This is a genomic window from Variovorax sp. V35 (assembly GCF_041154465.1).
Classification (GTDB): domain Bacteria; phylum Pseudomonadota; class Gammaproteobacteria; order Burkholderiales; family Burkholderiaceae_C; genus Variovorax; species Variovorax boronicumulans.
The window spans coordinates 5657365-5677050 of record NZ_AP028666.1; the positions used below are offsets into that span (position 1 = coordinate 5657365).

Sequence of the window (19686 nt, forward strand, 5' to 3'; positions counted from 1 at the left end):
CGGTCAGCCTTGCGCGGCCCAGAGCCGCGGATAGTCGCTCACGAACCCGTCCGCCGTGACGCCAAGCACCTCCGCATAGTCGAAGCGCTTGGCCTCGTACGCGTACGTGCCCTCGCTGCGCCGCTCATAGCGCTGCATCAGCTCGCTGAGCCCGCCGTCTTCGATGTCGACCCAGGCCGCCGGTGCGTCGGCGCTTTCGCCGGGTGCGAGGTTCAGGCGGCGCAGTTGCAGCAGGTTGGTGGCGGGGGTGAAGCCCAGGTCGAGGTCGACGCAGTGCGACATGTCGGACACGGCTTCGTCGTTGAGCTTCCAGTGGCCGCGCGCGTCGCGCGTGATCGACAGGTCGATGGCCGACTCGCCGAGCCAGCCGCGCACCGTGCCCCATTGCGTGTGCCAGAGCAGGTCGCAGCGCACGCGGTAGTGCAGCTGGGCGATGCGTCCGCCCTCGGTGCGGAACACCGCGGCGCCGTCGAGCTGCCAGGCCGAGGCATTGCGTTCGAGGCGGCAGGCATCGTGGCCCGGTGCATCGAGCCTGCGCCAGAGGATGGAGGCGACGGTTTGCATATGGCGCGGATCATGGCACCGGCATGCCGCGGGGCGCAAGCGGCATCCCGCAAAATGCCCTGCATGTCGAAAGCCCTTTACACGTCGTTGTCTGCCCTTTTCACCCTCCTGGCAGCCGGCGCAGGCCATGCGGCCACCGCACTGAAGGACGGCGACATCATCTTCCACACCTCGCGCTCGGCGCAAAGCCTGGCCGTGCAGCGCGCCACGGGCTCGCGCTACAGCCACATGGGCATCGTGCTGCTGCGAGAGGGCAAACCCTACGTGTTCGAGGCGGTCTCGACGGTGCGCTACACGCCGCTGGCGCAATGGACGGCGCGCGGCAACGGTGGCCACTACGTGGTGAAGCGGCTGCGCGACGCCGGCACGCGGCTCACGCCCGGCGCCGTGGCGCGCCTGCATGCGCGCACCTCGGACTTCGCGGGCCGCCCGTACGACCTGACTTTCGAATGGTCGGATTCGCGCATCTACTGCTCGGAACTGGTGTGGAAGCTGTACGACCGCGCGCTGGGCGTGCGCATCGGCGATCTGCAGAAGATCCGCAGCTTCAACCTTTCCGACCCGGCCGTGCGCGCCAAGATGCGCGAGCGCTACGGCAACGCCGTGCCGATGGACGAGCCGGTGATCTCGCCCGTGGCGATGTTCGACTCGCCGCTGCTGGTGACGGTCGAGTCGCGCTGACGACCCGCTACTGCACCGCGGCCAGCACGCTGTCGAGAAACTGTTTCGCCGGCGTGCCGAAATCTTCAGGGATGTAATCGCGCGAGAAGTCGCGTGCAAACGCCGCTTCGAGGTCGTCGTGCGAACCGAGGTAATCGGCGATCTCGGCCCGCAGCGCGGCCAGCTCGGCCTCGGTGCTCGACTCGCGGTACGAGGCCATGATCTCAGCGCCGGTTTCGCCGAAAAGGATGTCGGCGTCCTGGCCGAAGTAGACCTTGGTGAGGTGGTCGATCAGTTCGAATCGCATCGTGGGGTCGTGAGGAAAAATCAGAACGGATGGGCGGTGAGGATGTAGAACGGCTTGCCGTTGTACGTGCGCATGTTCAGCGTCACGCGCACCTTGGTGAGCTGGCTCACGGCGGTGCTGCCGCGCTGCACGCCGATGCCGACCACGGTGCCGATGTCGTGCTCGAAGGCCACGGGCTTGGAGCCCACCGCCGCGGAGCGCGACCACGCGCGAATGGCCCGGGCATTGGCGCGCACCGTCTGGCTGATGGCCGACTCGGCCGTGGCCAGGTCGAAGAACGACGACGAGCGCTGCAGGCTGGGCTTCTTCGCGAAGCGGTCGAACAGATCCTGCGCCGACTTGCCCACGTGCTCGCGGATGGTGTGGCCGCCGGCCTTGGAGCCCGCAATGCCCTCGTGCTCGATGAGGCGCACGGGCTCGAGCTTGAAGCGGCTCGCGCGCACCGCGATCACGCGCGATGCGGCCAGCCCGCCGGCCACGAAGAGCGGCACCGCCACGTCGACCGCGAGCCCCACCTGCGCGCCGGTTTCGGGCGAGGCGCCCAGTGCCTGCGCGGTGGCGTCGGCGGTGAGCGCGGTGGCGGTGCGCTGCGTCTGGCCGGTCCAGATCTGGCGCGCGGCCGTGGCGGTGACGTCACTGCCGTGCGCGCCCAGCACCACGCAGCCGACCTTGCTGGCCATGGTGGGCTCGGGCGCCACGCACAGCACGCCGGCGCCGACCAGTTCGATCACGCCGCCGATCAGCGCCGCCGTGCCCCAGAGCCGGTTGCTGAGGCTGGCCGACTCGGGCACGTCTTCGCCGCCGAGCACCGCCGCCATCTGCACCGGCGTCAGCGCGACCGACAGGCCGCCTTCCACCTCGTCGTCACCCATCGTGCATTCCTTTCCGTTCGCCACCTGCGTGGGGATTGAAATTCCGCCGCATTCTTGCACGCGACACGGGGGCGGGCGAACATGCCCGGAGAGCGAGACAATTGTCACCGTGAGTTTCCAGCCCGCGCCGCCCCCGGCCCCTCCGATCCGCCGCATTGCCCACCTCGACATGGACGCGTTCTACGCGTCCGTCGAGTTGCTGCGCTACCCGCAGCTCAAGGGGCTGCCGGTGGTCATCGGCGGCGGCCGGCGCCGCGTCGACGAGGCGATCCGCGAACTGCCCGAGGGCGCCACGCTGGCCGACATTCCGATCGAGGCCTTTCCGCGCCTGAAGGACTACACGGGGCGCGGCGTGATCACCACCGCCACCTACCCCGCGCGGCAGTTCGGCATCGGCTCGGCCATGGGGCTCATGAAGGCCGCCAAGCTGTGCCCGCAGGCGCTGATCCTGCCGGTCGATTTCGACGAGTACCGGCGCTTCTCGCGCACCTTCAAGCAGGTGATCCTGGACATCGCGCCGCTCATGGAAGACCGCGGCGTGGACGAGGTGTACATCGACTTCACCGACGTGCCCGGCGGCCAGCGCGATGGCGGGCGCTCGCTGGCGCGGCTGATCCAGAAATCGATCTTCGACGCCACGGGCCTGACCTGCTCCATCGGCGTGGCGCCCAACAAGCTCATCGCCAAGATGGCCAGCGAGTTCGAGAAACCCAACGGCATCTCGGTGGTCTACGAGCACGACCTCGAAAGCCGCATCTGGCCCCTGCCCTGCCGCAAGGTGAACGGCATCGGCCCCAAGGCCGACGAGAAGCTCAAGCGCTTCGGCATCGAGACCGTGGGCCAGCTGGCGGCACGCGAGCGCGGCTGGCTCATCGACACCTTCGGCAAGGCCACGGGCGCGTGGATGCACGAGGTGGCCTGGGGCCGCGACAACCGCCCCGTGGTGACCGAGAGCGAGCCCGTGTCGATGAGCCGCGAGACCACCTTCGAGCGCGACCTGCACGCGGTGCGCGACCGCGCCGAGCTGGGTGCGATCTTCACGCACCTGTGCGAGAAGCTGGCCGAAGACCTGCAGCGCAAGGGCTACGTGGGCAAGACCATCGGCATCAAGCTGCGCTACGACGACTTCAAGATCGCCACGCGCGACCAGACCATCGACCGCTTCACCGACGACGGCAAGACCATCCGCCAGGTCGGCGGGCAGTGCTTGAAGCGCGTGCCGCTGGAACGGCCGCTGCGCCTCTTGGGCGTGCGCGTGGGCGCGCTGGCCAAGGCTGGCAGCCCGGAGGCGTTGGCACCCGCTGGCAACGCCCGCAGCGCGGCGCCGGTGGCGACCACGGCGTCGCTCTTCTGACCGACCGCCCGATGATCCGACGCTGGCTGCTGCGCATTGCATTCACACTGCTGGGGCTGCTGCTCGCGATCACGTTGTACGTGGCCGTGGCCTGCGCGCTGGTCTTCTTGCCGGCGAACGCGAAACCACCGGCCGAGCCTGCGACCGTCGAGGCCTGGGTGCTGAGCAACGGCGTGCACACCGACCTGGTGTTTCCGGTCCGCTCGGCCACGGTCGACTGGCTGCAGCTCTTTCCGCTGTCCGACTTCAAGGCACCGCCGCCCGATGCCGAGTTCGTCGCCATCGGCTGGGGCGACCGCGAGTTCTACCTGCACACGCCGACCTGGGGCGACCTGACGGCCGCGCGCGCCTTCGGGGCCCTGTCGGGTGGCAACCGCTCGCTGCTGCACGTGACCTACCTGCAGCGCGCGCAGCTGCGGCGCGGGGCCTACAAGCTGCCGCTCTCGCAGGCGCAGTACGCGCAGCTCGTGGCCCATGTGCGTGCCACGCTGCCCTCAGGCCGCGCGGTGCCGATCGCGGGTGCGCACTACGCGAACGACGATGCGTTCTACGAAGCCCAGGGCAGCTACCACCTGTTCGAGACCTGCAACACCTGGACCGGCCGCGGCCTGCGGCAGGCGGGCGTCACGGTGAGCCGCTGGACGCCCTTCGACTTCAACGTGACGTGGCACCTGCAGCCCGTGCTGCAGCCCTGACGATCTTCAGGGCTTGGGCACGCCCACCGACCACGTGGGCCAGTTCTTCACGATGTGGTCGACCACGCGCGTGCCCACCAGCGCGATGTTCTCCACCGTCTCGGCAAAGCCGCCCGCCGTCTCGCCCGGTGCCGGGTCCAGGTGCTGCAGCGTGCTTTCCTTCGGGTGGCCCTGGTCGAAGTTGACCGCGCCGCGCAGGCTCATCACACGGTCGGTGCCGTGGGTTCGCTTGATCACGAGGGTGATGGCGGCGGCTTCCATCTCGGTGATCACGTAGTCGTCGGCGCCATACAGCTTGGCGATGTACTGCGCCTGCTTCGACATGCCCGGGCCGTGGAAGAAGGTGTCGCCCGTCATGTGCGTGCCGGTGCCCACGAAGGGGGCGCGGCGCGCGGCGGCGTCGGGGTAGCGCAGGCGGTACTTGCGCGCCGATTCCGCGTCCTTGAGCGGCGTGTCGGCCGACAGCTTCATGGCCCAGCCGACGAGGTCGGGGTTGAGCTTGAAGCGGCGGTACTCCTCGTAGCCCTTGCGCGGCATGAAGGTGGGTTCGCCGGGCTTGTTCTCTTCGGGGGCCCAGCGGTGGCCAAGGTCGTAGTCGACCAGCCAGGTGGCCCAACTCACCTCGCCGATGGTGCCGCGCTGGGGCGGCGTGCCGGCCACGCCGGAGATCACGTAGTAGGCCTGCGAGAAGTCGAACTTCGGGTTCAGCAGGATGGCCTGCATCGACGACGACGAGTTGACCTTGCCCATGCCCAGCACCGCGCCGCACACGCCGTCGGCGTTGCAGTACACAGGCTGCAGCGCGCCGGGCACGGCCACGGGCGTCGCGCCCTTCCAGTAGCGCTCGTACCAGTGCTGGAACTCGCCGGCGCGGTCACCGGTGTTCTGGCCGATCTCGAACATGGCGGCCACGAACACCTTCACCTTGACCGGGGCGCCGGTGGGGGCGGCAGCAGCAGCGCGCGTGTCGGCCGTGGGCGAGGTGGAGGCACAGGCCGTGGCGAGCAGCACGGCGCCGCACAGCGCCAGGCCGCGGCTGCCCAGGGAGAAGCGACGGGAGTTCAGGAGGGACATGGGTGGAATCCGAAGAGAAGGAAGGAAAGGAAAGCGCGCCTCGGCAACAGCGTGCGGCGTCCTACACCGCACGATTGTCGATGCTGGCACAAGCGCGATGACATGCCTTCGATGCAAACCCCATGCCGGCCCGCGCCGGCTGCCACCTCAGCGCTGGCCGGCGGGCTGGTCTACGTGAACCCCGGCATGCCGGGCATCCGCCGGCTGAAGTGGGGCGACGGCTTTCGCTACCGCGACGCGCACGGCTGCTGGCTGCGCGATGCCGACGCGCTCGCGCGCATCCGCAGCCTGGCCATTCCGCCGGCCTACACCGAGGTGTGGATCTGCCCGCTGCCGCAAGGCCACCTGCAGGCCACGGGTTTGGATGCGCGCGGCCGCACGCAGTACCGCTACCACCCCGACTGGCGTGCGCTGCAGGACGGCACCAAGTTCGAGCGCCTGGCGGCCTTCGGGCGCGCCCTGCCCCGTTTGCGCGCCCGCGTGGCGCGCGACCTGCGCGCCGGCACCAAGACACCTGGGCGCGCGCAGGTGATCGCCACGCTGGTGCGCCTGCTCGACACCACGCTGCTGCGCGTGGGCAACGAGGCCTACGCGAGCAGCAACGGCTCGTTCGGCCTCACCACGCTGCGCAACCGCCACGCGGCGGTGCAGGGCTCGGCGCTGCGGCTGCGCTTTCGCGGCAAGAGCGGCGTGGCGCACGAGGCCCGCGTCGACGACCCGCGCGTGGCCCGCGTGGTGCGCCAGTGCCAGCAGCTGCCGGGGCAGGCGCTGTTCCAGTACACGGACGAAGCGGGCGAGGTGCGCGGCGTGTCGTCCAACGACGTGAACGACTACATCGCCGACGCCACCGACACAGGCAAGGGCGAAGGCGAGCGCTTCACCGCCAAGGACTTCCGCACCTGGCACGGCACGGTGCAGGCGCTGGAACTCACGCGGCGGGCCTGTGCCTGGGAGGGCGAGCGCCGGCCCGGCGCCAGGGACATCCTCGTGGCCGTGGCGCGGCAGCTCGGCAACACGCCGGCGGTCTGCAAGAAGGCCTACGTGCACCCGGCCGTGCTGGCGCTGGGCGAGGCGCTGGCGCGCGAGGACGACACGGCGGCGACGGGCACTTTGCTGGAGAAGATCACGGCCCGTGCCGCCACGGCCGGCCCGGCGCGCGGCCTGGTGGCGGCGGAGCGGCGATTGCTCGCCTTCCTGCGGACGCCTCAGCCCGCGGCGAGGGCGAAGCGCACGGTGTCGGCGTCGAGCAGCACGGCATAGCCAAGGTCTTCGGCCAGGTTCTGCAGCGCCACGGTGTCGATGGCCAGGGCGCGCGGCGCGCGGTGGGCGTCGAGCACCGCGTTCGCGCCACCGGCCTCGCGCACCCGGGCGTGCAGGCGCAGCGCGTCGGTGCCGTCGGGCTCGATGCGGATGGTGCCGGCCTCGTCCGCGCCGTCGTGCAGGTAGCCCAGCGCGCCCAGGAACAGGTAGCGCAGCGCGGCGGCATTGGGCCAGCGCGGCTCGTCGTCCTGCGGGGCGGCGAGCGCGTCGTCGACCTCGAGCGCCACGCCGTGCAGGTCGAAGGCCGAGCGCATCAGCGTCATGCACTGCGCCACCAGCGCACTGCGCGTGATGCCGTCGTCGGTGGTGGCCAGTTCCCAGTCGCGCAGCGAGCGGATCGCGGCCACCAGCTCGGACACCTGGCTGTCGATGAGGTTCACCCGCTCCTCGCAGGCCGCGGGGTCGACGGGGTCGGCCGCCACCTGGCGCTTGAGCATCAGCACCGCCATGCGGATCACCGAGACGGGCGCCGTCATGTCGTGCCGCAGCGCCGGCAGGGCGCGCGTGAGCAGCTCGTGGCGCACGCCGGCCGCAATCCAGCTGCGGGCGCTGGGAGACGACTTCATCGCGGCGCAGCGGCCCGCAAGGGCGCGCGGCCCGTGGGACGAGAGGCGGCAGGGAGCACGGTCAAGGCAGGATTCCTGAAGGCGGGAACAAGGCCACGAGTATCGGCCCCGCTCCGCGCCGCGGCTGTAGGAGCCTGCCTACGCGCGCCCTGCCCGCCGGGCCGCACCTTCAGCGCGCGCTCAGGGTTTGCCGAGGTAGGTGCGCACGTCCTTCACCTCGACCCCGGCGGCCGCGACGGCCGAGCGCAGCTGTGCCTCGGTCACGCCCAGCGTCTGGGTCCAGTAGCGAACCTCGTGGAGTTCGTTGACATTGATGCGGGCCGCATCCTGCGGTCCGCGCTTGCTCAGGTCATCGGCCATGGCGTGGATTCCTTGTTGAAGGCTCCCACGATGCGGCCTGCACGGCGCATCGGCTGGCGGACAGCAGCGCGGCTCCTTGCAGGATAAGTCCGAGAGCGCGTTGCAGATGTCCGGAAGCAGCGGGCCGGCGCAACGCGGCCCACCTATCGTCGCCGCTCCTTCACTTCATCCGCCGCACCCCATGACCCCCGAACAGAACAAGCGCGCCGTCGTCGAGGCCTGGAAGGCCTTCGCCAGCCGCGACCCGCAGCGCGTGCGCGCCGCCTTCACCGACGACGCCGAATGGCTGGCGCCCAAGGACAACGCCACCGGCGTGGCCCTGGGCTTCACTGACCACATGATCGGGCCGGACACGATCGTTCGCTTCCTGGTCGAGGAGTTTCCGAAGCTGTTCGTGGCCGATGTCTCGGTGGACTTCACCCACCTGCTCTGCAACGGCGACACCGTGATCCTCGAGATGCGCCTGCAGGCCACGCTCGCCAGCGGCCGGCACTACGACAACGACTACTGCTTCATCCTCGAACTGCGCGAGGGCCGCATCGCCCGCATGCGCGAGTACATGGACACGCAGAAGGGGCGCCGCAGTGTCATCGGCGACCTTCCTGCGAATCTCAGGGCTGCCGGGCCCTTGCCTGTAGTTCCCGCTTGAGCAGCTTGCCGTTGGCCGTCGTCGGCATCGCCTCGATCACCTCGATGCGCGCCGGCCGCTTGTAGGGCGACAGGTGCTCGGCCAGGTGGGCGCGCAGCGCCGCCTCGTCGAGCGACGCGCCAGGGTTCAGCTCGACGAAGGCGACGATCTGCTCGTTGCCGTCGGCCTCGGGCACGCCGACCACGGCGCACAGGTGCACGCCCGCGAAGCGCCCGATCACCGCCTCGACCTCGGCCGGGTACACGTTGAAGCCCGAGCGGATGATCATTTCCTTCAGCCGCCCCACCACGAACAGCGCGCCGTCGGCGTCGAAGCGGCCGAGGTCGCCGGTGGCGTACCAGCCGCCCGGACGCATCACCTGCGCGGTGGCGGCCGCGTCGCGGAAGTAGCCCAGCATCAGGCCCGGGCCGCGCAGCCAGATCTCGCCGGTGTCGCCGGGTGCCGCTTCAGTGCCTTCGGGCGTGACGATGCGCCCCTCGCCGCCCTCGACCACGTAGCCCGCCGAGGTGTCGGCACGCGGCGCCTCGGTGCGCGTGAGAAACACCGAGCCCGCGTACTCCGACAGGCCGTAGCCGTAGTGCAGCGGCTGGCCGAACAGCCGCTCCACGCGCTGCTTGAGCGCCGGGTCGAGCGGCGCGGAGCCCGTGTACACGTAGCGCAGATTCGGAAAGCGCGGCGCCAGCTGCTGCGCCTCGATGTGCGCCAGCAGCCGCGCGTACATGGTCGGCGGCCCGAGCAGGTTCGACACCTGCCCGTGCGCCAGCGCCTCGAGCATGTCGGCCGGCGAGAAGCTGCCGCGCAGCACCAGCGCGGCCCCGCCCGTGAGCGCGGCCATCAGCACGGTGCCGATGCCGAAGATGTGGGTCATCGGCAGGAAGGCGTAGACGCGGTCGCGCGTGTCGAGCGCGCGCACCGCCGCCGACACGCGGCCGAAGTGCAGCAGCCCGCGGTGCGACACCATCACGCCCTTGGGCGTGCCCGAGGTGCCGGAGGTGAAGATGATCGCGGCGGCATCGGCCAGCGCCGCATCGGGCTCGGGACGGGCCTCGGCGCGCGCGGCGGTGAACATCACGCCGGGCAGCGTGGCCGGCACGGCCGACGCGCGCTGCGCGTGCGTGCGCGCCGCATCGGACGCGCCGGTGGTGAAGCAACACAGCCGCGCGTCGGCGCGCTCGGCAATCGCCGCGATCTCGCCCGGCGACATGCGCGCGTTGACGCCGCACGACCATGCGCCCACGCGGCTGCAGGCCAGCAGCAGAGCGATGTGGGCGGCGCAGTTCTCGGCCACCAGCAGCACGCGGTCGGTCGGCCGCACGCCGGCGGCGAGCAGGTCGTTCGCGGCGGTCTCGACCATGGCCTGCAACGCGCCATACGTGGTGGTGCCATCGAGTTCGTGGAGGAACACCGCGTCCGGTGTGCGGGCGGCGCGGTCTTCGAGCAGGTGATGAATGCGGGGCTGCATCGGCTATTCCGCCTCGATGCCCTTGGAGGCGCTCGCCCACAGCTTGCGATCCGACACGCCCTTGGTCGCCAGCACCTCCGGCGCGCCCGCCCAGACCTCGTAGCCCTGCTCGCGCAGGCGGTGCGCGATGTCTTCGCGCGCCAGCATCTTCTGCGCCGCGGCGTTCACGCGCACCACCAGCGCCGGGTCCATGCGCGCCGGGCCGTACAGGCCGAACCAGCCGCCCACGTCGTAGCCGGGCACACCCGACTCGATCATGGTCGGCACGTCGGGCAGCATGCGGTTGCGCTGGCGCGAGGTGACGGCCAGCGCGCGCAGCTTGCCCGACTGGATGAAGGGCCGCGAGGTGGCGATGATGTCGAACATCATCGGCACGGTGCCGGCCATCACGTCGGCCAGCGCCGGGGCGCTGCCCTTGTAGGGCACGTGCGTGAGCTGCACGCCGCTCATCTTCTCGAGCAGCGCGCCGCTCAGGTGGTTCGACGCACCCACGCCCGCCGAGCCGTAGAACAGCTTGCCGGGCTTGGCCTTGGCATAGGCCAGCAGCTCGCCCACGTTGCGCACCGGCAGGTCGTTGTTGACCACCAGCACGTTGGTGTAGTCGACCAGCGGCGCCAGCGGCGTGAGGTCCTTCATCGGGTCGAAAGGCATGCTGCGCTGCACGTTCGGGTTGATGGTGATGGTCGGGCTCGCGCCGAAGAACAGCATCGCACCGTCGGGCGGTGCCTTGGCCACGGCGTTGCCGCCGAGCGAGCCGGCGGCGCCGGGCCGGTTGTCGACGATCACCTGCGTGCCCAGCTCCTGGCCCAGCGCGGGCGCGAGCAGGCGCGCGGCGCCGTCCACCGGCCCGCCGGCCGAATAGCCGACCACCAGCTTGATGAGCGGCGGCAGCGGCTGCTGCGCGAAGGCGCGGTGCGGCAGTGCGGCCAGCGCCGCACCGCCCGCCAGCGCGGCCATGAGCTGGCGACGCGAAAAGAGGTCGAGGGATTGCATGAGCGTTGTCTCCAGTTGTGTATGTCTTTGGCGGCTCACATCGCTCAGGCCGGCAGGTCCAAGACTTGCCGCGCGAGGATGTTGCGCTGGATCTCGTTCGTGCCGCCGTAGATCATGGCGGCCGTCGAACCGATGAGCGGCGAGAGCACGTTGAAGCTCTGGCCGTCGAGCACCTGGTCGCCCGCGACCGCGCCCTGCTCTTCGCCGGCCTCGACCAGCAGCGCACCGATGCGGTGGTAGGTCTCGCTGGCCCAGATCTTCAGCAGCGACACCGAGGCCGGCAGCGGCTTGCCCGCGCGCACGATGTCGGCAAAGCCCGTGTACGCGGCCGACAGGTCGAGCACGTCGAGCCGCAGTGCCGCGAAGCGCTGCGCGAACACCGGGTCGGCGAACAGGCGCCGTGCCTGCCCGAGCCGCGCCAGCTGGCCCAGCGCGTACTGCGACTGCTTGGGGCTGCCCAAGAAGATGCGCTCGAAGCCCAGCAGCGCCTTCGCGATCGTCCAGCCGCCGTGCAGCCGGCCCACGAGCTGGTCGGCCGGCACGCGCACGTTGTCGAAGAACACCTCGCAGAACTCGGGCTCGCCCGCCAGCGTGTGGATCGGCCGCACCGTGACGCCCGGCGTGCGCAGGTCGCACAGCAGGAAGCTGATGCCCTCCTGCTTGCGCGCGCCCTTGTCGGTGCGCACGAGCATGAAGATGTGGTTGGCGTCCTGCGCGAGCGTGGTCCAGATTTTCTGGCCGTTGACGACGAAGTGGTCGCCCTGCGCATCGCGCCCCGCCACCGCCTCGGTGCGCAGGCCGGCCAGGTCGGAGCCGGCATTGGGCTCCGAATAGCCCTGGCACCACACGTGCTCACCGCTCAGGATGCGCGGCAGGAAGCGCTGCTGCTGTTCGGGCGTGCCGTGCTGGATCAGCAGTGGGCCGATCATCACGATGCCCTGGTCGGGCGCGCGCGCCACGCCGTGCTGCTCGAGCTCCTCGATCCACGCGATGAGCTTGTCCGCCGGCAGGCCCATGCCGCCGTGCGACTGCGGCCAGGCCGGCGCGATCCAGCCTTGCGCCGAGAGCGTGAGGTACCACTCGCGCACCTCGCTCCAGCGCGCGCGGTGCGACAGGTAGCGCAGATGCGCCGGATAGCGCTGCTGCAAAAATCCGCGCACCATGCGGCGGAACTCGGCTTCGGGCATGGCGGACCAGTCGGTGGTGCGTGCCAGAAACTCGCCATGCCAGGCGGTCGTGCCACCGGCCGCCGCTTCGGCCTCGCCGGTCAGCGCGGCATGCCGGCGCTGGTGCGCCGTGGCATTGCCCAGCCACGCCGACAGGCACAGCACGCGCTTGTAGAACAAGCTCAGGTCGCACTCCTGCGTGTAGCCGATGGCCCCGTGCAGCTGCACCGCCGCGCGCGACGCCTGCAGCGCGGCAGCGGTGCAACGCGCGTTGACGCGGCTGGCCTCGGCTTCGAGCCGGTCAGAAGGCAAGGTGCCGTCGCTTGCCAACGCCAGCACTTCGTTGAGCGTGGCCTGCGCCACTTCGAGGTGGATGAACATGTCGACGCTGCGGTGCTGCAGCGCCTGGAAGCTGCCGATGGCCTTGCCGAACTGTGCGCGCGTGCGCAGGTAGGCCAGCGTCTGCGCGAGCATCGCCTGCCCCGCGCCCAGCAGCTCGGCCGCCTGCAAGATTTGCCCCGCTGCGAGCGCCTGGCGCAGCGCCTCCTGCGCGGCCGGCCCGCTGGCCAGCACGGCGTCGGCCGGCAGCACGACCTCTTCGAAGCGCAGGTTGGCTGCCTGGCTGCCATCGACCAGCGGCACGATCGTCTCGCTCACGCCGGCTGTGCCGCGCGGCACCCACAGCAGCACGGCGTCGTCCTCGCCGCGCGCCGACACCAGCCAGCCGCTGGCGGCAGCGCCGGGCAGCACCATGAGCTTGTCGCCTTGCAGCAGCACGCCGCCCCCCTGACCCGCGCGCGCCTCGCAGCCGCAGGCCAGCGGCACGGCGCTGAGGTCGCCCGCGCTTTCTTGCCACGCCAGCGCGGGCAGGCTGCGGCCTGCCACCAGCTCGGCCAGCAGGGCACGCGCCGCCGGCGTGTCGAGCCGCGCCAGCAGCAGCGCGCTCAGGCCCGCCACCGCCAGCAGCGGCTCGGGCGCCGCGTGCTCGCCGGCCGCGCGCAGGATTTCCGCGGCGCCGTCGAGCCCCAGCGCGAGGCCGCCGGCCGCTTCGGGCGCCAGCATGCCGGGCCAGCCGAGCGCGGCGATCTCGCCCCAGCCGTTGGCCTCGTCGGCCTGCGGGTGTTCGGTGCGGGCGCGGCGTCGCGCGGTGGCGCCGCTGCGGGTGAAGTAGTCGAGCGCCGCTTCGCGCACGGCCAGGAGTGAGTCGGAATCCATCGCGCTGTCTGCCTTTTCTTTTCCGTTGCAATGACGAGTCGCAGCGTGCCCGAAGACCTCGCCGACGGGCATTCGCGATTGCGGAAGGGAGGGTTTCGCAATCACTGAGCGCCTGCGGGCGCGTGCGGGGATAGATTTGCGGCCATGACAAAGATCAAGAAATCCCTGCACACCGACCTCGGCCACAGCACGCCCGACAAGATCACCGTGCGCGGGCGCGACCTGCCCTCGGAAATCCTCGGCCACCTCAACCTGGGCGACATGGCCTTCCTGGAGCTGACGGGCCGCATCCCGACGCCGCAGGAGTCCGTGACCTTCAACGCCATCGTCGTCACGCTGGTGGAGCACGGCGTGACGCCCAGCGCGCTGGCCGCGCGGCTCACCTACGCTGGCGCACCCGAAGCCCTGCAGGCCGCCGTGGCCGCCGGCCTGTGCGGGCTGGGCAACGTGTTCGTGGGCAGCACCGAGGGCGCCGCGAAGATGCTGTACGAGGCCATTCCCTTCGGCGAGAAGCCGGGCCGTCCGCTGGCCGACATGGCGAAGGACATCGTGGCCGACCACCGCGCACGCAAGCTCATCGTGCCGGGGCTGGGCCATCCGCTGCACAAGCCGATCGATCCGCGCACGCCGCGCCTGTTCCAGATCGCAGCCGAGAACGGCCTGTCGAGCCACTACGTCGCGCTGATGCAGGCCGTGCAGGAAGAGGCCGAGCGCGTGTCGGGCAAATCGCTGCCGATCAATGCCACGGGCGCCATCGGCGCCATTGCCGCCGAGTTCGGCTTTCCGTGGAAGATCATCCGCGGCTTCGGCGTGATGGCGCGCGCCATCGGCCTCGTGGGCCACATCCTCGAGGAGATCGACGACCCGATGGCCATCGAGATCTGGCAACGCGTCGAAAAGGAAGCGGGCGGCCCCCGCCAGGACTGAAGCACATGATGATCGCTACCGACAACCGTTTCCCCGACATCCGCGACGCCGTGCGCGACCTGTGCGCGCAGTTTCCCAACGAGTACTTCCGCAAGGTCGACGAGGCACGCGGCTACCCCGCCGAGTTCGTCGACGCACTCACCCAGGCCGGCTGGATGGCCGCGCTGATCCCGCAGGAGTACGGCGGCTCGGGCCTGGGCCTGACCGAAGCCTCGGTGATCATGGAAGAGATCAACCGCTGCGGCGGCAACTCGGGCGCCTGCCACGGCCAGATGTACAACATGGGCACGCTGCTGCGCCACGGCAGCGAGGCGCAAAAACGCCAGTACCTGCCGAAGATCGCCAGCGGCGAGCTGCGCCTGCAGTCGATGGGCGTGACCGAGCCGACCACCGGCACCGACACCACCAAGATCAAGACCACCGCCGTGAAGAAGGGCGATCGCTATGTGGTCAACGGGCAGAAGGTGTGGATCTCGCGCATCCAGCATTCGGACCTGATGATCCTGCTGACGCGCACCACGCCGCTGGCGGACGTGAAGAAGAAGTCGGAAGGCATGTCGATCTTCATCGTCGACCTGCGCGAGGCCATCGGCAAGGGCATGACGGTGCGCCCCATCCTCAACATGGTGAACCACGAGACCAACGAGCTGTTCTTCGAGAACCTCGAGATCCCGGCGGAGAACCTCATCGGCGAGGAAGGCCAGGGCTTCAAGTACATCCTCGACGGCCTGAACGCCGAGCGCACGCTGATCGCGGCCGAGTGCATCGGCGACGGCTACTGGTTCATCGACAAGGTGACGGCCTACACGAAGGACCGCGTGGTGTTCGGCCGGCCCATCGGGCAGAACCAGGGCGTGCAGTTCCCGATTGCCGAAGCCTTCATCGAGACCGAGGCCGCGAACCTGATGCGCTACGAAGCCTGCCGCCTGTTCGATGCGCGCCAGCCCTGCGGCGCGCAGGCCAACATGGCGAAGTACCTCGCGGCCAAGGCGAGCTGGGAGGCGGCCAATGCGTGCCTGCAGTTCCACGGCGGCTTCGGCTTTGCCTGCGAATACGACATCGAACGCAAGTTCCGCGAGACGCGGCTGTACCAGGTGGCGCCGATCTCGACCAACCTCATCCTGAGCTACGTGGCGGAGCACATGCTCGGCCTGCCACGCTCGTTCTGAAGGACTGCACATGAACGCCATCAACCACCCCAGCAAGGTGCTCGCGACCTTCGCGGCCGAGCTGAAGTTCGCCGACATTCCCGCACCCGTGCTGCGCCGCACCGAGGACCTGATGCTCGACTGGCTCGGCTCGGTGCTCGCGGCCCGCACGGCGCGGCCGATACGCAGCATCGAGCGCTTCGCGCAGATGATGGGCCCCGCTGAAGGCCCGAGCGAGATCCTCACCTCGCGGCGCACCAGCTCGCCGCTGTTCGCGGCGCTGGTCAATGCGGCGGCCTCGCACTACGTGGAGCAGGACGACGTGCACAACGGCTCGGTGTTCCACCCGGCCGCCGTGGTCATCGCACCCGCGCTGGCCGTGGCACAGAGCCTCGGCGCCAGCGGCGCGCAGCTGCTGACGGCCGTGGTCGCGGGCTACGAGGTGGGCATCCGCGTCGGCGAGTTCCTGGGCCGCTCGCACTACCGCACCTTCCACACCACGGCGACGGCGGGCACGCTCGCGGCAGCCGCGGCGGTGGGCCGCCTGCTCGAGCTGTCGCCGCAGCAGATGCTGCATGCCTTCGGCTCGGCCGGCACGCAGTCGGCCGGTGTGTGGGAATTTTTGCGCGACGCGGCCGATTCGAAGCAGCTGCACTGCGCGCACGCGGCGGCCAGCGGCCTGATGTCGGCCTACCTCGCGCAGGACGGCTTCACGGGCGCGGCCAAGATCCTCGAAGGCGCGCAGGGGCTGGGCGTGGGCATGTCGAGCGACGCCGATCCGGCCAAGCTCACCGACGGCCTGGGCACGCGCTGGACGCTGGCCGAGACCTCGTTCAAGTACCACGCCTCCTGCCGCCACACGCACCCTGCCGCCGACGCGCTGCTGCAGGTGATGGAACAGAACCAGCTCAAGCCGGCCGACGTATCCCAGGTCACGACCCACGTGCACCAAGGCGCCATCGACGTGCTGGGCCGCGTGACGGTGCCGGCCACGGTGCACCAGGGCAAGTTCTCCATGGGCACGGTGCTGGGCCTCATCGCGGTGCACGGCCGCGCGGGCCTGGGCGAGTTCGACCGCGACTTTCTCTCGCCCGAGGTCTCGGCCTTCCGCGAGAAGGTGACGATGGCGCTGGACGACGAGGTCGACACCGCCTACCCCGCACGCTGGATCGGCAAGGTCAGCGTGCACACCGCTGATGGCCGCACGCTGGCCGGCCGCGTCGACGAGCCCAAGGGCGACCCCGGCAACAGCCTGAGCCGCGCCGAGATCGAGGACAAGATGCAGCGCCTGGCGCACTACGGCGAAGGCGCGACGGCCGACGAGGCGAAGGCCCTGTGCGAACGTGTCTGGCAGCTGGCCGGCACGGCCCGCGTGGGGCACTGGCTCGGCTGAGGCCGGTCAGGCGAACAGCAGCCCCTGCCCCGGCGAGCGCGCATCGAGCCCCGCGGTGCGCACGAGGTCCCAGAAGCCCGCGGGCGAACTGGACACCACGGGCACCCGCAGGCGCGCCTCGACCTCGCGCACGGCATCGAGCGTGACGAGGCCGCCGCACGAGATGAGGAGGCCGTCGGCGCCGGGCTGGTCCTCGAACACCTTGAGGCACAGGTCGACCAGCACCTCGGTCGACACCTGGCCCACGGCCTGCACGTCGGAGATGGCGAGGCCTTCGAGTGCGAGCGGTTCGAAGTCGCTCTGCTCGAGGTAGGTGCGCAGTTGCGTGTTGACCTCGTCGATGTAGGCGGTGGCGACGGCCACGCGCCGCACTTTCAGGTGACGCAGGCCCGCAAGGATGGCGTCGCTCATCGTCGTACAGGGCAGGCCCGTGGCCTGTTCCATCTCGCGCTTCAGCTGGCGGGTGAAGGCGACGCCGCGAAAGAAGCTCAGCGAGGTGCCCATGAGGGAGACGGCACTGGCGCCCTCTTCCTTCAGCGCCAGCGCCTTGCCGATGACCGAGTCGATCACCTCGGTGTAGCCGCGCGTGGAGATTTCGCCGAGGCCCAGGCCCTTGGCGCTGAAGCGGATGCGGTCGCCGTAGAGCAGCGGTCCGTCCACCGGCACGGCGCCGGCTGCGGGAGGAACGATGAGGCCGAGATGGGGCTGTTGTGTCACCTCAGTTCCCCTCCGCCACGATGCGCTGGTCCGTGATGATGCGTTTCCATCGCGTCGTTTCCTCCGCCATGTCCTTGCCCAGCTGGGCCGGCGTGGCATAGGCGCGCAGCGTGCCTTGCGCGGCGGCGGCCGTGCCCGTCTCGGGCATGTCGAGCACGGTCTTCACGGCGGCCGAGAGCTTGTCGACCACGTCGTTGGGCGTGCCCGCCGGGGCGAGCAGGAAGATGCGCGGCGCCACGTCGAAGCCGGGCAGCGCCTCGGCCAGCGGCGCCACGCCTTCGGCGCCTTCGAGCTTCGCGTTGTTCAACAGCGCGAGCGCGCGCAGCTTGCCGGCCTTCGACTGCGCCATGGCGGCGGTGGCGCTCACCACGCCCAGCGGCACCTGTCCGCCGACCACGTCGGGCACGATCTGCGCCGCGCCGCGGTAGGGCACATGCACCACGAACGCGCCGGTGGATTGCTTGAGCATCTCGAAGCCCAGGTGCTGCACGGTGCCCACGCCCGACGACGCGTAGGAATAGCGGCCCGGGTGCGCCTTGAGTTCCTTGACGAGTTCGGCGGGCGTCTTGGCGGGAAAGTCGTTGCCCGCGACGATCATCAGCGGCGACACGAAGGCACCGGCCACGGGCTTGAAGCTGGTCAGCGGATCGATCGCGATCTTCGGCTGCAGCAGCTTGGCGATGAGCAAGGCGCTGTCGCCCATCATCAGCGTGTAGCCGTCGGGCGGCGCCTTGGCGACGAGGTCTGCCGCGATGAGGCCGGTGGCGCCGGTGCGGTTTTCGACCAGCACCTGCTGGCCCAGCACCGCGGGCAGGCGCGCACTGAGCATGCGCGCGACCGCGTCGACACCGCCGCCGGCCGAGTAGCCGACGACGATGCGGATGGGCTTGTCGGGAAACTTCTGCGCCCACGCGGCGGGTGCGGCGGCCAGCAGGCCGGCCAGGGCCAGGGCGGCCTGCAGGGCATGCCGGCGCGATGGCCGCATGGCGTCTGTTCTTCTGTCGTTCATCTTGTCTCCGTGGTGGTCGGGATGCGCCGGCCGTCTGCGCGGCCTGGTCGTGGTCGGAAGTGTCGTCGGGTGGCGCTCAGGCCTTGCCTTTCCCGTGCGAGGTCGGCAGCTTCGCGAGTTCGCGCACGCGCTCGGCGTTGGGCGTGAAGCCCAGGCCCGGTGCCTCGGGCAGCGTGAGCCAGCCCTGGTCGGGCACGGGCAGGCCGTCGAAGATCTGCTTGAGCATCTGCACCGCGACGTAGTGGTACTCGACCAGCCCGCCGTTGGACACGCCCGCGTGCAGGTGCATGTTGTGGAAGGGCCAGGCGCCGCCGTTGTCGATCGGTACGTTGAAGGCCGCGGCCATGCCCGCGATCTTCAGGCACTGCGAGTAGCCGCCCGAGATGGTCACGTTGGGCTGCAGCACGTCGGCCGCCTGGTTCACCAGCAGGTCACGGAAGCGGAAGGCCAGGCCCTCGTTCTGCCCGCAGGCCAGCGGAATGCGCGTGCGCGCGCGCAGCTGGGCCATCTGGCGCACGTCGTTCTGCGTGAGCGGCTCCTCGAAGAAGCTGATGCCGTAGGGCTCGATGCGGTGCGCGAGTTCGGTGGCGTGGAACAGGTCGAGGCCGCAGTTGGCATCGACGTACAGCTTCACGTCGGGGCCCACGGCCTCGCGCACGGCGGCCACGCGGCGCACGTCTTCGGCAATGACCTCGTCGAGCGGGCGCGGCTCGTCGCGGCGCGCCAGCGCGTGGTTGCCGACGGTCATCTTCAGGCGCTGGAAGCCCTGCGACACCCACAGCCTGGCGGCGGCGGCGAGCTGGTCGCGCTCGAAGAAGCCGAAGCCGAAGGTGGCGTACACCGGCACCTTGGCGCGCGCGCCGCCGAACAGGCGCCACAGCGGCTGGCCGAGCGCCTTGCCCTTCAGGTCCCACAGCGCGATGTCGAGCGCGGCGATGGTGTGGCTCGCGTAGCCGGTCTGGCCGCGCGGCGAGAGCAGCCAATAGAGCTTCTCCCACAGGCGCTCGGTGGCCATCGGGTCTTCGCCGATCAGCGCGGGGCCGGCCACTTCGCGCACGGCGGCGGCAATGATTTCTTCTTCGGTGATGGCCGTCATGCCGTGGCCGACGAGGCCGGTGTCGGTCTCGATCTCGGTGAGGCACAACGACAGCGAGGTCTGCTTGTTCAGGCCGACCACGTCGATGGTCACGGGGATGTTCAGCGGCGTGGCGCTGACGCGGATGATCTTCAAGGGT

General features: G+C 70.3%; 20 protein-coding genes. 8 read left to right on the plus strand and 12 right to left on the minus strand.

Annotated features, from left to right (window positions below; all coding sequences use genetic code 11):
* Window positions 1–3: 3 nt before the first annotated feature.
* Complete coding sequence (locus ACAM42_RS25980) at window positions 4–564, minus strand: putative glycolipid-binding domain-containing protein (protein ID WP_369629862.1); 561 nt, start codon at window positions 562–564, stop codon at window positions 4–6.
* 63 nt (window positions 565–627) lie between these two features.
* On the opposite strand from ACAM42_RS25980, the gene ACAM42_RS25985 reads away from it, so the two are divergent.
* Window positions 628–1245: a YiiX family permuted papain-like enzyme gene (locus ACAM42_RS25985; protein ID WP_369629863.1), complete on the plus strand. Its 618-nt coding sequence runs from the start codon at window positions 628–630 to the stop codon at window positions 1243–1245.
* Between the two features lie 7 nt (window positions 1246–1252).
* Here the strand turns inward: ACAM42_RS25985 and ACAM42_RS25990 are convergent, their stop codons facing one another.
* Together ACAM42_RS25990 and ACAM42_RS25995 are read right to left on the minus strand one after the other, a co-directional pair.
* Complete coding sequence (locus ACAM42_RS25990) at window positions 1253–1531, minus strand: contact-dependent growth inhibition system immunity protein (RefSeq protein WP_159275572.1); 279 nt, start codon at window positions 1529–1531, stop codon at window positions 1253–1255.
* A gap of 20 nt (window positions 1532–1551) precedes the next feature.
* Window positions 1552–2403 carry an RNase A-like domain-containing protein gene (locus tag ACAM42_RS25995; RefSeq protein WP_369629864.1) on the minus strand — a complete coding sequence of 284 codons (852 nt, stop codon included), beginning with the start codon at window positions 2401–2403 and terminating at the stop codon, window positions 1552–1554.
* A 169-nt stretch (window positions 2404–2572) separates the two neighbouring features.
* Between ACAM42_RS25995 and dinB the strand changes: the two genes are divergently transcribed.
* Both dinB and ACAM42_RS26005 read left to right on the plus strand, forming a co-directional pair.
* Window positions 2573–3757 (plus strand): DNA polymerase IV, encoded by a 1185-nt coding sequence (gene dinB, locus ACAM42_RS26000; protein WP_159273409.1) that lies wholly within the window; start codon window positions 2573–2575, stop codon window positions 3755–3757.
* 11 nt (window positions 3758–3768) lie between these two features.
* Window positions 3769–4452 (plus strand): TIGR02117 family protein, encoded by a 684-nt coding sequence (locus ACAM42_RS26005; RefSeq protein ID WP_369629865.1) that lies wholly within the window; start codon window positions 3769–3771, stop codon window positions 4450–4452.
* A gap of 6 nt (window positions 4453–4458) precedes the next feature.
* Here the strand turns inward: ACAM42_RS26005 and ACAM42_RS26010 are convergent, their stop codons facing one another.
* Window positions 4459–5526 (minus strand): purine nucleoside permease, encoded by a 1068-nt coding sequence (locus tag ACAM42_RS26010; RefSeq protein ID WP_369629866.1) that lies wholly within the window; start codon window positions 5524–5526, stop codon window positions 4459–4461.
* Window positions 5527–5628: 102 nt separating this feature from the next.
* Between ACAM42_RS26010 and ACAM42_RS26015 the strand changes: the two genes are divergently transcribed.
* Complete coding sequence (locus ACAM42_RS26015) at window positions 5629–6786, plus strand: DNA topoisomerase IB (protein ID WP_369629867.1); 1158 nt, start codon at window positions 5629–5631, stop codon at window positions 6784–6786.
* Here ACAM42_RS26015 and ACAM42_RS26020 read toward each other — a convergent pair.
* Window positions 6732–7412: a hypothetical protein gene (locus tag ACAM42_RS26020; RefSeq protein WP_369629868.1), complete on the minus strand. Its 681-nt coding sequence runs from the start codon at window positions 7410–7412 to the stop codon at window positions 6732–6734. The two genes, ACAM42_RS26015 and ACAM42_RS26020, sit on opposite strands and share 55 nt — an antisense overlap.
* Window positions 7413–7592: 180 nt before the next feature.
* Window positions 7593–7772 carry a DUF3606 domain-containing protein gene (locus ACAM42_RS26025; RefSeq protein ID WP_062477985.1) on the minus strand — a complete coding sequence of 60 codons (180 nt, stop codon included), beginning with the start codon at window positions 7770–7772 and terminating at the stop codon, window positions 7593–7595.
* A gap of 181 nt (window positions 7773–7953) precedes the next feature.
* On the opposite strand from ACAM42_RS26025, the gene ACAM42_RS26030 reads away from it, so the two are divergent.
* Complete coding sequence (locus ACAM42_RS26030) at window positions 7954–8421, plus strand: nuclear transport factor 2 family protein (protein ID WP_369629869.1); 468 nt, start codon at window positions 7954–7956, stop codon at window positions 8419–8421.
* On the opposite strand, the gene ACAM42_RS26035 is transcribed toward ACAM42_RS26030, so the two are convergent.
* From ACAM42_RS26035 to ACAM42_RS26045, 3 genes are read right to left on the minus strand one after another with little or no spacing between them, the layout of a single operon-like run.
* Window positions 8384–9883 (minus strand): class I adenylate-forming enzyme family protein, encoded by a 1500-nt coding sequence (locus tag ACAM42_RS26035; protein WP_369629870.1) that lies wholly within the window; start codon window positions 9881–9883, stop codon window positions 8384–8386. The genes ACAM42_RS26030 and ACAM42_RS26035 overlap by 38 nt on opposite strands.
* Before the next feature lie 3 nt (window positions 9884–9886).
* Window positions 9887–10876, minus strand: coding sequence for a Bug family tripartite tricarboxylate transporter substrate binding protein (locus ACAM42_RS26040; RefSeq protein ID WP_369629871.1), 990 nt, complete (start codon window positions 10874–10876; stop codon window positions 9887–9889).
* A 44-nt stretch (window positions 10877–10920) separates the two neighbouring features.
* Complete coding sequence (locus tag ACAM42_RS26045; RefSeq protein ID WP_369629872.1) at window positions 10921–13257, minus strand: acyl-CoA dehydrogenase; 2337 nt, start codon at window positions 13255–13257, stop codon at window positions 10921–10923.
* Window positions 13258–13401: 144 nt separating this feature from the next.
* Between ACAM42_RS26045 and ACAM42_RS26050 the strand changes: the two genes are divergently transcribed.
* From ACAM42_RS26050 to ACAM42_RS26060, 3 genes are read left to right on the plus strand one after another with little or no spacing between them, the layout of a single operon-like run.
* Entirely contained in the window at window positions 13402–14184 is a 783-nt protein-coding gene (locus tag ACAM42_RS26050; RefSeq protein ID WP_369629873.1) for a citryl-CoA lyase, read from the plus strand.
* Between the two features lie 5 nt (window positions 14185–14189).
* Window positions 14190–15353, plus strand: coding sequence for an acyl-CoA dehydrogenase family protein (locus ACAM42_RS26055; protein ID WP_369629874.1), 1164 nt, complete (start codon window positions 14190–14192; stop codon window positions 15351–15353).
* A gap of 10 nt (window positions 15354–15363) precedes the next feature.
* Window positions 15364–16725 carry an MmgE/PrpD family protein gene (locus tag ACAM42_RS26060; protein ID WP_369629875.1) on the plus strand — a complete coding sequence of 454 codons (1362 nt, stop codon included), beginning with the start codon at window positions 15364–15366 and terminating at the stop codon, window positions 16723–16725.
* Window positions 16726–16731: 6 nt separating this feature from the next.
* On the opposite strand, the gene ACAM42_RS26065 is transcribed toward ACAM42_RS26060, so the two are convergent.
* The 3 genes from ACAM42_RS26065 to ACAM42_RS26075 form a co-directional block, all read right to left on the minus strand.
* On the minus strand, window positions 16732–17442 hold the full coding sequence (locus ACAM42_RS26065) for an arylmalonate decarboxylase (RefSeq protein WP_369629876.1): 711 nt from the start codon (window positions 17440–17442) through the stop codon (window positions 16732–16734).
* A gap of 1 nt (window position 17443) precedes the next feature.
* The gene (locus tag ACAM42_RS26070) at window positions 17444–18451 is read right to left on the minus strand and encodes a tripartite tricarboxylate transporter substrate binding protein (protein ID WP_159273126.1); all 1008 of its coding nucleotides are present in this window, start codon (window positions 18449–18451) and stop codon (window positions 17444–17446) included.
* A gap of 76 nt (window positions 18452–18527) precedes the next feature.
* Window positions 18528–19682 (minus strand): mandelate racemase/muconate lactonizing enzyme family protein, encoded by a 1155-nt coding sequence (locus tag ACAM42_RS26075; RefSeq protein WP_062479787.1) that lies wholly within the window; start codon window positions 19680–19682, stop codon window positions 18528–18530.
* Window positions 19683–19686 lie beyond the last annotated feature (4 nt).

Coding starts and splice junctions, on each gene's coding strand:
- ACAM42_RS25980 (WP_369629862.1), bottom strand. CDS start 564: ATGCAAACCGTCGCCTCCATCCTCTGGCGCAGGCTCGATGCACCGGGC.
- ACAM42_RS25985 (WP_369629863.1), top strand. CDS start 628: ATGTCGAAAGCCCTTTACACGTCGTTGTCTGCCCTTTTCACCCTCCTG.
- ACAM42_RS25990 (WP_159275572.1), bottom strand. CDS start 1,531: ATGCGATTCGAACTGATCGACCACCTCACCAAGGTCTACTTCGGCCAG.
- ACAM42_RS25995 (WP_369629864.1), bottom strand. CDS start 2,403: ATGGGTGACGACGAGGTGGAAGGCGGCCTGTCGGTCGCGCTGACGCCG.
- dinB (WP_159273409.1), top strand. CDS start 2,573: ATGGACGCGTTCTACGCGTCCGTCGAGTTGCTGCGCTACCCGCAGCTC.
- ACAM42_RS26005 (WP_369629865.1), top strand. CDS start 3,769: ATGATCCGACGCTGGCTGCTGCGCATTGCATTCACACTGCTGGGGCTG.
- ACAM42_RS26010 (WP_369629866.1), bottom strand. CDS start 5,526: ATGTCCCTCCTGAACTCCCGTCGCTTCTCCCTGGGCAGCCGCGGCCTG.
- ACAM42_RS26015 (WP_369629867.1), top strand. CDS start 5,629: ATGCCTTCGATGCAAACCCCATGCCGGCCCGCGCCGGCTGCCACCTCA.
- ACAM42_RS26020 (WP_369629868.1), bottom strand. CDS start 7,412: ATGAAGTCGTCTCCCAGCGCCCGCAGCTGGATTGCGGCCGGCGTGCGC.
- ACAM42_RS26025 (WP_062477985.1), bottom strand. CDS start 7,772: ATGGCCGATGACCTGAGCAAGCGCGGACCGCAGGATGCGGCCCGCATC.
- ACAM42_RS26030 (WP_369629869.1), top strand. CDS start 7,954: ATGACCCCCGAACAGAACAAGCGCGCCGTCGTCGAGGCCTGGAAGGCC.
- ACAM42_RS26035 (WP_369629870.1), bottom strand. CDS start 9,883: ATGCAGCCCCGCATTCATCACCTGCTCGAAGACCGCGCCGCCCGCACA.
- ACAM42_RS26040 (WP_369629871.1), bottom strand. CDS start 10,876: ATGCAATCCCTCGACCTCTTTTCGCGTCGCCAGCTCATGGCCGCGCTG.
- ACAM42_RS26045 (WP_369629872.1), bottom strand. CDS start 13,257: ATGGATTCCGACTCACTCCTGGCCGTGCGCGAAGCGGCGCTCGACTAC.
- ACAM42_RS26050 (WP_369629873.1), top strand. CDS start 13,402: ATGACAAAGATCAAGAAATCCCTGCACACCGACCTCGGCCACAGCACG.
- ACAM42_RS26055 (WP_369629874.1), top strand. CDS start 14,190: ATGATGATCGCTACCGACAACCGTTTCCCCGACATCCGCGACGCCGTG.
- ACAM42_RS26060 (WP_369629875.1), top strand. CDS start 15,364: ATGAACGCCATCAACCACCCCAGCAAGGTGCTCGCGACCTTCGCGGCC.
- ACAM42_RS26070 (WP_159273126.1), bottom strand. CDS start 18,451: ATGAACGACAGAAGAACAGACGCCATGCGGCCATCGCGCCGGCATGCC.